Annotated in this window: 12 protein-coding genes; 8 read left to right on the plus strand and 4 right to left on the minus strand. The window is 50.4% G+C overall.

The window, feature by feature from the left end:
- Positions 1–7: 7 nt before the first annotated feature.
- The 4 genes from IKQ95_08200 to IKQ95_08215 all read left to right on the plus strand — a co-directional run bounded on the left by IKQ95_08200 (position 8) and on the right by IKQ95_08215 (position 4,311).
- Positions 8–2,428, plus strand: coding sequence for a hypothetical protein (locus tag IKQ95_08200; protein MBR4196674.1), 2,421 nt, complete (start codon positions 8–10; stop codon positions 2,426–2,428).
- Positions 2,421–2,843 (plus strand): Holliday junction resolvase RuvX, encoded by a 423-nt coding sequence (gene ruvX / locus IKQ95_08205; protein ID MBR4196675.1) that lies wholly within the window; start codon positions 2,421–2,423, stop codon positions 2,841–2,843. The genes IKQ95_08200 and ruvX overlap by 8 nt, the downstream gene beginning before the upstream one ends.
- A gap of 115 nt (positions 2,844–2,958) precedes the next feature.
- The gene (locus tag IKQ95_08210) at positions 2,959–3,546 is read left to right on the plus strand and encodes a hypothetical protein (GenBank protein ID MBR4196676.1); all 588 of its coding nucleotides are present in this window, start codon (positions 2,959–2,961) and stop codon (positions 3,544–3,546) included.
- Between the two features lie 12 nt (positions 3,547–3,558).
- On the plus strand, positions 3,559–4,311 hold the full coding sequence (locus IKQ95_08215; protein MBR4196677.1) for a sel1 repeat family protein: 753 nt from the start codon (positions 3,559–3,561) through the stop codon (positions 4,309–4,311).
- A gap of 84 nt (positions 4,312–4,395) precedes the next feature.
- On the opposite strand, the gene IKQ95_08220 is transcribed toward IKQ95_08215, so the two are convergent.
- Complete coding sequence (locus IKQ95_08220) at positions 4,396–5,547, minus strand: CapA family protein (protein ID MBR4196678.1); 1,152 nt, start codon at positions 5,545–5,547, stop codon at positions 4,396–4,398.
- Between the two features lie 82 nt (positions 5,548–5,629).
- Here IKQ95_08220 and IKQ95_08225 point away from each other — a divergent pair, with 82 nt between their 5' ends.
- Genes IKQ95_08225 through IKQ95_08235 form a run of 3 tightly spaced genes read left to right on the plus strand, consistent with a single transcriptional unit; the run spans position 5,630 to position 8,767 of the window.
- A complete protein-coding gene (locus IKQ95_08225) occupies positions 5,630–6,541 on the plus strand; it encodes a 50S ribosomal protein L11 methyltransferase (GenBank protein MBR4196679.1) in 912 nt (303 codons plus the stop codon).
- Complete coding sequence (locus IKQ95_08230; GenBank protein ID MBR4196680.1) at positions 6,508–7,839, plus strand: MiaB/RimO family radical SAM methylthiotransferase; 1,332 nt, start codon at positions 6,508–6,510, stop codon at positions 7,837–7,839. The genes IKQ95_08225 and IKQ95_08230 overlap by 34 nt, the downstream gene beginning before the upstream one ends.
- Positions 7,802–8,767, plus strand: coding sequence for a hypothetical protein (locus IKQ95_08235; GenBank protein MBR4196681.1), 966 nt, complete (start codon positions 7,802–7,804; stop codon positions 8,765–8,767). The genes IKQ95_08230 and IKQ95_08235 overlap by 38 nt, the downstream gene beginning before the upstream one ends.
- A gap of 55 nt (positions 8,768–8,822) precedes the next feature.
- On the opposite strand, the gene IKQ95_08240 is transcribed toward IKQ95_08235, so the two are convergent.
- From IKQ95_08240 to hemC, 3 genes are read right to left on the minus strand one after another with little or no spacing between them, the layout of a single operon-like run.
- The gene (locus tag IKQ95_08240; protein ID MBR4196682.1) at positions 8,823–9,785 is read right to left on the minus strand and encodes an alpha/beta hydrolase; all 963 of its coding nucleotides are present in this window, start codon (positions 9,783–9,785) and stop codon (positions 8,823–8,825) included.
- Positions 9,786–9,813: 28 nt separating this feature from the next.
- Entirely contained in the window at positions 9,814–11,220 is a 1,407-nt protein-coding gene (cobA, locus tag IKQ95_08245) for a uroporphyrinogen-III C-methyltransferase (protein MBR4196683.1), read from the minus strand.
- On the minus strand, positions 11,217–12,065 hold the full coding sequence (gene hemC / locus IKQ95_08250; GenBank protein ID MBR4196684.1) for a hydroxymethylbilane synthase: 849 nt from the start codon (positions 12,063–12,065) through the stop codon (positions 11,217–11,219). Before hemC ends, cobA begins: the two co-directional genes overlap by 4 nt.
- A 60-nt stretch (positions 12,066–12,125) precedes the next feature.
- Between hemC and IKQ95_08255 the strand changes: the two genes are divergently transcribed.
- Positions 12,126–12,923: a hypothetical protein gene (locus IKQ95_08255; protein ID MBR4196685.1), complete on the plus strand. Its 798-nt coding sequence runs from the start codon at positions 12,126–12,128 to the stop codon at positions 12,921–12,923.
- The last annotated feature ends 7 nt before the right edge of the window (positions 12,924–12,930 follow it).

Consider the following 12,930-nt stretch of genomic DNA (forward strand, 5'->3'; position numbering starts at 1 on the left):
AATTATCATGAAAAAATTTTTGCTGTTACTGTTTTTGCTTCCGGCCATGTTAACCGGGAGTGCGTTTGCGGATGATCTTCCTGTTTCGTTTGACCTCCGCACAAAAGGTTTAATGCCTCCCGTGAGGAATCAGAGTCCTTTCGGAACATGCTGGGCACATGCGGCTATTGGAGCTTCTGAGACAAATTATCTCATGCAGCTGAGCGATGACGAGATTCCCAACTTCCTGAACACTTCAGCAGAGTCTATAGACCTATCGGAGCTTCATCTTGTGTTGGCGGCGTTCAAGAATCCCGTGAAGTATCAGAGATTCACAACGATAGTAAAAGACAAGGACGATATATACTACGTAGTTGATAATCCTACAGCGCTTCAGGCACTCAACAGGGGAGGCCGTCCCTTTGAGCCTCTTGCGGTTCTTACTCGCGGGATCTCTGAGGGCTTGACGTGGGGGCCTGTTTCTGAAAATGAGCTGCCCTACAAGAAATATGCCTCGGAAGAATCAGCAGACCTCCTCAGCAATGACGCGCTGCCCTTCAGCAAATACACTCCGATTTTGCGGCTTACGGAGGCTGAAAACTTCTCTGATACATACTCCTCGCTTATGTTCAAAGAGGAAAACAGGCACGAGATTAAACGGCTCATAATGAATAAGGGCGGACTCTACGTAAGATACTGGCACGCAGGAGACAGAAAATATCTCAACAAAGAGCATAACGCATACTTCTTCACAGACCCAAGCAAGAGCGACAACCAAAGGGATAGGAGAAATGATCCCAATAAGGCAACGAATCATGCTGTTCTCGCTGTGGGATGGGATGACAATTTCCCCGCAGAGAATTTCGGCTACGACAAACCCAGCAAGCCCGGTGCATGGCTCATCCGTAACTCATGGGGCAGCGATTGGAGCGACGGCGGCTATGTATGGATGTCCTACGAGCAGGGAATCAAAGGAGGCACAGCGTACACCGTTGAAGAAGCTAATCCGAATATGCACGCTTATTACTGGGACGACCTCGGAAGCTGCAGCTTATGGGGAATCTCTGAAGCCGGCACTTACTCTCAGGCAGCAAATGTATTCCGAGTCCGCTCAGACGGTGAACAGCTCATTGAGGCAGGATTCTACACAACTGGAATGGATGCAAATGTCGAGATTTCCGCAATAAGTTACGGAGATGAACACCCCGGCAATAACATAACAAGCGGGGACATCATAGCAACTGCAAGCGCAAATTATCATCTTCCGGGCTATCACACGCTGAAATTTGATTCACCCGTCCAAATGACAAAGGGAGATTATTTCTCAATAGTTCTCCGTGCTTCAAACTCCGACAAAAACGCCCCTATATCCGTAGAAACTGCGCTGAAAAGAGTAACTGACTATGCGCTTGTGAGAGAGGGTGAAACATACTTCTACTTTTCTGGCCAGAATGTTTGGCGGGACGGAGCATATTACACGCTGAAAGACAGAGACGGCATATCATATGTCTACCCTATGAACGCATGTATAAAGGCTTTCACTGTTGATTTGATTTCTGACAATGAGCCAATCTCAGAAGACACTAAACCGCAAATATTTTACGGGATTGAAGTGCGTGATTTCCCTGAAGTTACCGTGCCGGAAGAAGGAATCAAAGCTCATAATCCTGTCCCATATTATGAAGGCAGAAGAATCACAGCAAAACTTGTGAGCAATGACAGCAATACATTCTCAGAAGGCACCGGGGCAGATGCATATTTCGTTTACATTGACGGCCTCGAAGATGAAAACAACGTGAGCGATGACAACACGATAATAATCAACGATGACAATGAAAGCTATGACATTATAGTGATTGAAGACCTGCCCGAAGTCGAGTCGGCTGATCCTAATACGTTTTTCCCGGCGGGCTATGAGCCTGATATGTTCTTCAGGGACAAAGACGGAATGTATTACGCTGTTTACGGGCCTCTTAACGTTACAGCAAGTGCGGACGGAGCTGTAGTACTTGATCTTGTGTCGCTTGATATTCCTGAAGGATATTATGATGTCTTCTACACATCCGGGCATGTTACGGGTGAGCTTCCTATAATGCACTTCACCTACGCAGAGAGCAGAGACAAAGACACAAAGTATGACGAGAAAAAATACTGGGACGATGATGACACACCAGAACCAGAACCAGAACCAGAACCGGCACCCAAAACTGAATCAGATGACGAACAACCGACACCGCCGACTCCGACTCCCAAAACTGAGTCGGATGACAAGACTCCGAAAACCGACACTGACCCTGAGTCAAAAGACATAACGCCGACTCCCAAAACTGAATCAGAAGATACGACTCCGACTCCTGTTCGTATAGTCAACTCATCACACAGCGGATGCAGCGCGGGGATTTTCGGAGCGTTCGCCCTCTTGCTGATGTTCTTCAGGAAAAATGATTAACGGCCGTGTACTTGCGCTTGACATCGGGACGGTGAGAATCGGAGCGGCAATTTCTGACCCTCTCGGAATAACCGCGCAGGGTCTCGGAGTCTGGAACGCTGAGAATGACGAATGGCGCAAAGATTTTGACGAGGCAATACGGAAGTATGACCCGAAAATTATTGTCGCGGGACTCCCTTTGCGGACTGACGGAAAACCCAGCGAGGCCGCAATCAGGATTTCAGGAATCATTGACGGACTGAGGGCGGAATATCCCGGGCGTGAGTTCGTGTTTCAGGATGAGAGATTCACGACGGTGATAGCACAGCGGGCGATGATTGAGGCAGATATTTCACGCAGGAAGCGGAAAAAGAATGTCGATAAAGTAGCGGCTGTGATAATTCTTGAAGACTGGCTAGAATCTCACAGGCAGTAAACAAAAAAGTATCCCCTTTCTTACGCAAAGAGAGGGGATTAATTTTGCTGATTACAGCTCCCCTCCCCTAACCGTATAATCGCAAAAATGTCAAGAGCCAAAGGAGGCAATTTTCATGAAGAAATCTGCGCTGCTTCTGGCCGTGATTATGGCGGTCTCGTTATGCGGAGTGCTATGGGCGGATGATGATGAACATCCTGTACCCAGCCCGATTGATGACTATATCGGCGATACAGACCTTCTTCGAGACAATCCCGAAATCAAAGAGCGTATCCACAATCAGCGCAAGAATCCCGCAGGAAAGAATGAGTCCAGCGAACGCAAAAGCGATGAGTCGGCGGTCAGTTCCGGGGAATGGCATCCTGACGCTAAATACAGAGTTACAGACTGGACTGAGAACGGCAACATGCTGATTCTCAAAGTTGAGGACAGAAAAGGCAGTACCAGCACATTGAAGGGCATAAAAGGTACGCTGAAAAATGAAAGAAAGGTAAATCTTCAGGACAAGCTACCGATTCAGTTCACAGTTCCCGAATGGGTTGAAGTCGTCCATGTGTGGAAAGACACAGGCTACAACTACGAAATCACAGAAGGCGGAAAGCTCAAGCCTCTTCCCGTAAAAGGCGATGCCAGAATGGCATATCCCGACAAAACGATATTGGTGAAACAAGGAAGCACCATGACAGTGTGGTTATTACAGTAGGAGGGAAAAATCATGAGAAAAATAAGCGTGTTTATTGCGGTGATGGCGGCTATCATAATTATGACTCCGGCGGCGTTCGGAATATCATACAGATACTATGCTGAACCCGTAACAGGGATTAACATTGAGTCTGTCAGGGAGCTTTTTGTCAGGGCTATGGACAAGCAGAGCGGCGACACATATATTGAAGGGGATGTGAAAGCGCAGTATGAGCTGGGAGTGCTGTTTGTCGAAATGTACAATGCGACGCAGTTTGACGGCTCTGTTGATTATGACGAGGCGAAAAATTACGGAAAGCTCTTCAACCTGAATCAGGCGGCTTACTGGCTCAGGAAAGCGGCATACCGGGATTACGCCCCCGCGCAGTATCTTCTGTACAATATAGGACGCTGGGCAGATGTTGACAGTGCTCCGTATATGTGGCTCGATAAGTCTGTTGAGCTTGGCTACGCAAGAGCGCAGGCTCAGAAGGCAGATTTGGAGCTTAACAAAGTAGACAGCATGATTCACAAGGGGGAAGACTTCACAGAGGCATTGAAGCAAGTAATAAGGCTCGCGGAAAAATCAGCGGAACAGGGCGATGCGTTCGGAATGTATGTTCTCAGCAGAATATACAAAAATAAACGCTACCCGGTATATGATGAGTCAAAATCTGCTGAATGGGAGAAAAAAGCCAGGAAAGCAGCCAAGAATGACCCTACAATAGATTTTGACGATGATGATGAGGAAGACCTGCCGAAAATCAGAGAGAAGAAAAAGAAGTAAACAATGAAAGTCCCCCTGAAGCTCTGAGGGGGATTTTTTTTGCTGAAAAATTTTCCGCAAACCTGAATGCCGCGAATATTTCTGCTACATCGGAGATTTTCTGCGGCTCTTGGGAAACATGTCGGGACTCTCTTCCGTCCACAGAACATTAAAGCCGTAACCGTCAAAATCTTTCTGCGCTCCGAGAAATTCATTCACAGCATGGCCGATACTCCGCAGATTATTCACCTGCGACTTGTTCAGACCGTCAAAATCTAGCGACACAATCAGCGACTCATTATCCCCCGCGTAAGTTACCTCCGTCCGCTTTGAGCCGGGCGCAACTACATACAGCGGAGCAATCCCGACAGCCGCAAGCCTCGTTTCACCGTCATCACTCTTCACGAACTCCGCCGACAATATCACGCTTCTTTCACGCGGGCGAGTCCTCTGAAATGATACGAAATTTCCCAATGACCACGCTACAGCCTTCACAGTGTCCCCGCTCACAATAACGTCAACAGGCTGAAGCACATGCGGGTGTGTCCCAACGACTAATGACGCTCCCTCGCGGAAGGCAGTATTTGCGGCTCTCTTCTGATGGACATTCGGCTTGTAGTGGTACTCGTTGCCCCAGTGGAAAAGCGCGATGATTATATCGGGACTCAATGCCCTTGCGCGGGTCATGCTCGCAGAAATGTCATCGTCTCCGTAAACATTAAGGTGAACATCCGATGATTTCGGCCACAAATTACTCCCGTATGAGTGATTGACGAACGCCACCCGGATTCCGTTGTTGCTGAGGATTATTGCGTCATTCGAGGGAATATCGCCGACTCCCAGTCCTAGCCACGGAATATCGGAGGATGTCAGGATTTCCGCCGTTCGCCTCGCACCGTCCGCGCCTCGGTCAAAAATATGATTGTTCGCCAGAGTCAGCAAGTCAACACCCAAATCGCCCGACAGATTCCCAATGAATGAGTCAGGCGTGTTGAAGAGGGGAAATCCCGCGTAACGCAATTTCTTTCCTTCCCCGGCGAAAACTGTCTCAAGATTTCCCACAAGGAACGAGTCCCGCAGTAACGGCTTCACCCTCCTGAATGACGGCGTGAAATCATACGTGCCATCTTTGCGCCTGGCCGCGTCTAACTGCTGGTCATGAATCATTATGTCCCCTATGAACAGAAAACGCGCTCTAGTCTCAGCGCAGGCACTTCCGCAAAACATCATCAGCATTAACACGCACAATTTCTTCATGGACAATCACCCCCGGAATACTTTTTCCCCCGCGCATGATAACATATATACTTATCACAACATATAACGAGGAAATATTTTCATGCAGAACTATAATTTCTGGTGGACTGTTGAATTAAGCGTACCAAGCGCAGTCCGTAACCGTCAGCACAATGAAGAGAGACTCAGCACTGTGGCGGCTCTCACGGATTCTATTGGGTCAGAAATTTTCACGGAGAATGATTTTTACGGCAATGAACTTCTGTTCCTGCGGGCAAGCTATAACGGCTCTATAGGAATCGACGAAATAATACATCACCTGCTGTTTATTCTTGAGGACGCGAATTTTTTCGGGATTCAAATTGCGCGGTGCTACAGGGTCGATAATCAGGCGTGGGACACACAGCACTATGACGCATTCCCCCCTCTGCCCGTCGGGAAGGGATTAATCGTTATGGCTCCGTGGCATGAGGATGACGAGATCCCGGAAGGACGTATGCCCGTCTACATTTACCCGGCCAGCGCGTTCGGGACAGGGTATCACGAAAGCACACAGATTGCTTTGTCGCTGCTTGAGGAAATTGTGAAGACGGGAGACACGATTCTTGACGTAGGCACAGGCACCGGGATTCTATTTATCACTGCGCTGAAGCTCGGAGCAGGAAAGGCAATCGCAAGAGACATTGACCCCGATACATTAGCCGAGGCAAAACGAAACATGAATCTCAACGGCATTAACCCGAAAATCTGCGACCTCTCAGAAGGCGACCTCCTAAAAGGCTTCAAGGGACAAGTAAACATACTCACCGCAAATATACTCCTCAATCCAAATATTACCCTTCTGCCTGACGTAAGAAGAGTCCTAAAGCCCAAGGGGTTCGCGATATTTTCCGGGATGACTAACGTAGAGCGTCATATGTTCGTGTCAGTGATGGAGTCATCGCGTCTTGAGATTGAGCGCGAAATGAGAATAGGCGACTGGTGGGGCTGCCGCGCCGTCAAAGCATGGGGATAAAGGCCGGGTTAATGGGCAGGGTATATATTCACGTTTTCGGGTGCCGTACAAGTTTGTGCGAGGGGGAATATATTGCAGGCGGGCTAATGTCGCTCGGCCATGAAGTAACAGAAGACCTCACTGACGATATATCATCCGCCGTAATCGTAACATGCTCGGTTACGCAGGAGGCCGACAGGAAATGCAGAAACCTAATCCGCCGGGCGCGCAAAGTTTTAGGGGATGAGGGAATTTTGGCGGTGTGCGGGTGCTGGTCTCAGGCTGTGGACTCTGAAGCGGCGCGGGAAATGGGCGTTGACATTCTCGCAGGCACAAAGGGAAAACGCCTAATCCCTGACGCTGTGAATGACATGATGAGACACGGACGGGGCTTCAGGGATATGCGTATCAGGGAGATATTCACGCCGTCAGAATGGGAAGAGCTGCCGATAATTTCACCCGTTATGCATTCGCGTGCGTTCGTCAAAATTCAGGACGGCTGCGATCACTTCTGCACATACTGCATAATCCCATACCTTAGAGGAAGACCCGTAAGCCGCCCCCCCGAAAACATAATCAGCGAGATTCACCGCCTTGTCGACTCCGGCACAAAGGAAGTAATCTTCACGGGGATTCACCTGGGTGTCTACGGGCGCGATATTGATACATCACTTTCGGAGCTTATACGGAGAGCCGCAAAAATTGACGGGCTGAAACGACTCCGGCTAGGCTCGCTTGAACCTTTCTGCCTCGATGATGAATTGATGAGTACGCTTGCTGACTGTGAGTCATTCTGTCAACATTTACACCTGCCGTTACAGAGCGGTGATGACGGGATACTCTCGGCCATGAGACGCGGATATACTGCGCGGGATTTCGTGAGGGTATGCGATTCTGCGCGGTCAAAAATTTCGCCTGACATACACATTTCAACCGACATAATTACGGGCTTCCCCGGCGAAAATGACTCGGCGTTCCTTCACACGCTCGACATAATGAGGGCTTCAGGGTTAGGGCGTGTACACGTCTTCCCGTACTCAGCTAGGCGGGGGACAATCGCAGCAGACATGCCCGGGCAAGTTCCGAGTCCCGTGAAAGCCGCAAGAACTTCCGAGGCCATATCGCTTGGGCGGGAGCTGTACGAATCTTACGCCCGGAAATTTATCGGCCATGAGGCTGAAATTCTCATTGAGCGCGATAACAGGGGGCATACACGGCACTACATAGAGGCGACATGCACGGGCAATGACAACGAAATCGTGAAAGCTGAGGTGATTCGCTTTGACGGCTCCGGGCTTGAGTGTGTTCGCAGGGATTGACGCGGGGTCGTCATGCTCAAAGCTGGCATACTCCGACAATCTCGGAACGCGGGTTCTTTCGCGGGCTGACGGGGCGGACTTCATGACCTTGCGCGAGGATGCGGAGATATTTTTCGGGGAGCCTGTGTATTCGTGCGTTGTGGCCGTTCATGATGACATGCCAAGACGACAGCGGGAGACTCTGCGCTCTAAGGCGGTCAGCGCAGGCTTCAGGGACGTGAATATTATCGGACAATACGAGGCTTTGAGTCTGTCTCTTGCTGACAGTGGGAGGATTCTTGCGTGTGATTTCGGCGCGTCCGGGTGTAAATTCGCGGTGCTTGAAGGGGAAGAAGTACTAGAGAGCGTGAATGTTGACGCGGGCGGGGAAATGTTCGGCAGAATTTTTGCTGAATACCTCTGTGAACGCCGCCTGCTGAAGAAAGTTACCCCCGAAATTATGAGCGAGGCAAAAAGAATCATGCACATTCTCAGCGAGAACGAGTCGCGATTGTGGCATAACATGAACATTTGCCGGGATGATTTCGCGAGGCTGATATATTTTCCCGTCAAGAGAGCCTCTCACACATTCCGCAGATTGTTGCGCGTGTGGAAGCCTGAGAGAGCCATACTCACAGGAGGGTGCGCGAAAATACCGCTAGTGCGGGAATTTTTCCCGGAGGCAGAAATTATTGATGACGTTATTGTGAAGGGCGCGGCGTTGAAGGGGCTGTCGTTGTCGAAACAGGAAGCCCGCAAGAACATCGCCGACTCTGTGTCTCGTCTCCGGGCGTTGAGGGCGGAAATTCTCAGGATTGAGGACGGACTCACGCGGTCTCAGAAAGACAGGGTATATACATTGTTCCGTCAGGCGGAAGGATTTTTCGCGAATGACGCGGGAATCATAACGATGATGGAAAACTTAATCCGCGAAATCAGGAACGCTTGAGACGAAAAAAATTCCCCCCGCGATTTCTCACAGGAGGAATCATTCTGACATTACGCTATTTCTTGAGATACTTGTCGAAAAAGTCCACCATAATTTTCATGACAGGCTCCTGAACCCAGTGCGGCCCCCCGTGAGCAGCTCCGGGGATAACGTACCTTTCAGCCTCAACACCTTTCGCCCTCAGTTCCTGATACAGTTTGTCCGTCTGACTCGGCGACACTGATTTGTCCTTGTCCCCGTGCATAAGCAGCATGGGCGCGGATTTCTCGCTGACATAATACAGCGGGCTTGCCTTCTTTGACTCCTCCGGGAAATCCTTGACTCCTCCGTCAGGCCCCCCGAACCCCGGAACGCCTTTGACCCACATCGCCTCGGTGATTCCGGCTGAGTCGTGGAGCTTTCGCTCTTCCTCCGGGTAGTCGTCCCCTATGCTCATGACTTCCGATATGCCGAAAATGTCCGCCGCGCATAATACCTCGCTTGAGTACTCTAGGTAGTCGCCCTTGTCGAACTCCTTGTTACCGTTCGTTACTCCCACGAATGACGAGAGATAGCCCCCCGCGCTGTTTCCCAGTACGCCGACTCTGTTCACGTCAATGTTGTACTGACTCGCATGGGCGCGGAGCCATCTTATAGCAAGTTTGCAGTCCTCCAAAGGAAGCGGGAACTTTGACAGCGGCGCATGACGGTATTCAATGCTGGCCACAACGTAACCGGCCTCCGCGAGTCTCATTCTCTGCTGAATCCAGTTGTTTTTCGGTGCCATTATGAAACCGCCCCCGGATATGTACACGATTAACGGCAGAGGCTCTTTGCTGTCCGGCTGAAGAATGTCCATTGCAAGCGTGAACATCTGACTCCCGCGCTCTTTCCCGGAATTGAACGGTATATTCTCGTAAAGATTGATGGGATTTTTCGTCAGCTCAACGGGGAAAATTTTGCTCTCGAATTTCTCATCAGCAAAAGAAAACGAACACATTACCGCGACAAGTAACAACGCAAGAAAAATTTTACGCATGAAACTATTACCTCCCGAAATATATTTATCACGTGCAGGCTTCAGCAATTGCTTCAACTGTTGCCCGCTCCGCAATTCTCACACGCTCAAATCCCGCACTCATGGCCGCGTCCGCCGTCTGAGTCCCAATACACACCGCTAACGACTCCCGCAATGTGTCAGTACTGGCCGCAAAGCCCCTCACAGTTGAAGACGATGTGAATATTATTATGTCCGCAAATTTTGGAATACGCGACAATTTTACATAATCAATGCGGTAAATACAAACATTCGCGGCATTAATTCCGTAATTCCTGAAGACCGTATCAATTTCGGGAGTCCCGTTTTCTGCGCGGAACATTAGAATCTTCCCGCCCATTTCCGAAAGCCCTTCCGCCAAGTGAACACCGTCAAATATTTCCGGCACATAATCCACTCTCAGCCCGTGAGATTTCAGCGCGTCCGCCGTCGCACTACCTATCGCCGCAATTTTCGCACCGCCAAGCCCGCGAATGTCCCGCCCCGTTTCAGCAAGAAGAGAGAACAGAGCCTCGACTCCCGTTACGCTCGTGAAGCCAGCCCAGTCCCAGCCCGACAAATTCACGCCGTCAATGCTCCCGTGAAGTATGCTTGTCTTTATCGTCGGCATTAATATTACTTCCGCGCCAATACCGCGCAGGAGGGACGATAATTTTCCGGCTCTCCCTTCAGGGCGTGTGATGATGACTCTTTTTCCTGACAGGGGCAAATTTTTTCGCGGCTCAAGATTTAGACTCGCGACATGGCCGACAACGATAACCGCCGGAGGGGTAATATTATTTCTGACGACTGACTCATGAAGCCGTGAAAGTGCCGTGCGAATCGTGCGCTGTCTTGGTGTTGTTCCGTTCTCGATTATGGCGCAAGGGGTATCAGGACTCATAGTCTCAATCAATTTCGCCTGCAATGACTCCGAATTTCCCGCACCCATCAGAAATATTGACGTTGACTCGCTGAGACTCGGTATATTTCCGTTCTTGTCGTGAGCGGTGAATATGCTGACCCCTGAGCAGTAATCCCGGTGCGTTGCGGGGATTCCGGCGCATTCCGGGACGCTTATGGCTGACGTTACGCCGGGGATAACCTCGAAAGCTGACGAGAATCCTGCCCGGATTAATGCTTCTGCCTCCTCGCCTCCCCTGCCGAAAATATACGGGTCTCCGCCTTTGAGACGGACTACAGTTTTTCCCGCCCTCGCACGGTCTATCATGGCCGACTCTATTTCGCGCTGTGCCATTTTGTGGCGGCCTGCGTATTTCCCCGCGTCAATAATTTCTGCCTCACTGGGAATCATCGCTAATATTCCCTCGCCGACAAGATGATCATATATCACGACATCCGCCCGCCTCAAGACCTCATAGCCCCTCAGAGTCAGCAGTCCCGAATCACCCGGCCCGGCTCCCACAATGTATATCACCCTAGAATCACCCCCGCCAATTTCATGCCGATAATTTCAGCCTCTTCACGCCTCCCGGAAATAATGCCGTGCCGGAATTTTCCCGTATCATCAATATACAGCCCGCGCAATGTCAGAATATCCCCGTGAATTTCAGCATACGCCCCCGCAGGAATGTTGCACCCCGCACCAATGAGCCGCGAAAAACTCCGCTCCGCCGCGGCGCAGTCCCGCGAGTCAGAATCATTCACGCACGAAAGCCACACATAATTTTCACCCCCACGCCCCTGACACGCTATAATACCCTGCCCTGCTGACGGCATAATCTCCTCAGCCGTGAAGACCCGCGAAATTCTCCCGGCCATGTTCAGACGCTCAAGACCCGCCGCCGACAATACAAGCCCGGTAAATTCCCCCGCGTCAAGTTTCCGCAGGCGAGTCCCGACATTGCCCCGCACAGGAACAACACGCGCACCCGGGTAAAGCCTCATCACCTGAAGCCGCCTCCGCAGTGATGACGAGCCTATGACGTTTCCCCCGCCTATGAGAGCGTCAAACGGATTCCCGCGTCGCGAATACGCCACAACCGGCAATTCAGGACTCATATTGACGGGTAAATCTTTCAGGCTGTGAACCGCTATGTCAATTTCACCCGCCGTTAGTGCCTGCTCAATTTCCCGCGTGAACATTCCCTTAATGCCATTGGGATTCGTGCTGAAAGGTGTCATGTTTCTGTCGCCTGTCGTCTTTATGGGTACTGTGATTATTTCCGCGCCCGGCCATGATGATTTTATTCCGCCCGCTATGATTTCAGCCTGCGCCAGTGCCAGCGGGCTTGGCCGTGTTCCTATTCTTATCCGCAAAATTTCACCTTCGTGATATATACTTGTTACATCACAATTGTAATGGGAGATGAGATTTTCGCCATGCCTGAAGATTTAGACCCTACTACAGCCCGGCTTGTCTCGGAGCTTTCCGCTATGATCCTTCCGGGACTCTCAAAGTCTCTTGCCTCTGCGATCCCTTCTGTCGATTTTAACGGGGCAATTGAGCGCACTAACAGAACAGCGCAGGACATGCGAACCGAAATCGTGAAGGCTCTGCGTTCCACAACAGACGACTCACGCGCAGGACGCAGCATGATTATGCAGTCAATCGGGACTCTTCTTGAGGAAATCGCCGCACTACGCAAGAATATCGACAAACTTCCCGGAATAATCACATCAGCCGTCAAAGAAAACTCCCCCGAAATCAGGCAGGACGACTCAAAATCTGATGCCATTATCGCCGAAATTGATAGTATGTCAGAGCGCATTGACACACTAACGCAGGGAATAAAGGCATTCTTTGAGACTTACGCCGAGCACCGCGAGAATGAAGCGGCGGGGAAAAATATCACGGAAATTTTGCGGCCATCGGTTGACCCTGAAATGCTTTCGGGGCTTGAAGGTCTCGTGAAAGCAGAGGGAAAGACTCACAGCACCGAGCTTGCAGAATTGTCCCGCGAGATTTCAGCCATGACTGAGGAAAACGGCAAAGCACTAGTTCATGAAGTCCGCGAGGCAGTAGCAGAAGAAATTTCCGTGATTAACCCTGACAGCGATTATACGGGGCATTCAGGCAATGACGGAAAATATTTCAGGCTCATGAAAATTACTGCGGGAATGACCGGGGCGGGCGTTGTTCTTTTGCTGGCGAATCTCGTCATGCTCTGGCTGAAATGAATCACAA

It is taken from the genome of Synergistaceae bacterium, assembly GCA_017540085.1.
Taxonomy (GTDB): domain Bacteria; phylum Synergistota; class Synergistia; order Synergistales; family Aminobacteriaceae; genus JAFUXM01.

Excerpts from the sequence above, each read along its gene's own strand:
- IKQ95_08200 (MBR4196674.1), top strand. The coding sequence starts at position 8 with ATGAAAAAATTTTTGCTGTTACTGTTTTTGCTTCCGGCCATGTTAACC.
- ruvX (MBR4196675.1), top strand. The coding sequence starts at position 2,421 with ATGATTAACGGCCGTGTACTTGCGCTTGACATCGGGACGGTGAGAATC.
- IKQ95_08210 (MBR4196676.1), top strand. The coding sequence starts at position 2,959 with ATGAAGAAATCTGCGCTGCTTCTGGCCGTGATTATGGCGGTCTCGTTA.
- IKQ95_08215 (MBR4196677.1), top strand. The coding sequence starts at position 3,559 with ATGAGAAAAATAAGCGTGTTTATTGCGGTGATGGCGGCTATCATAATT.
- IKQ95_08220 (MBR4196678.1), bottom strand. The coding sequence starts at position 5,547 with ATGAAGAAATTGTGCGTGTTAATGCTGATGATGTTTTGCGGAAGTGCC.
- IKQ95_08225 (MBR4196679.1), top strand. The coding sequence starts at position 5,630 with ATGCAGAACTATAATTTCTGGTGGACTGTTGAATTAAGCGTACCAAGC.
- IKQ95_08240 (MBR4196682.1), bottom strand. The coding sequence starts at position 9,785 with ATGCGTAAAATTTTTCTTGCGTTGTTACTTGTCGCGGTAATGTGTTCG.
- IKQ95_08255 (MBR4196685.1), top strand. The coding sequence starts at position 12,126 with ATGCCTGAAGATTTAGACCCTACTACAGCCCGGCTTGTCTCGGAGCTT.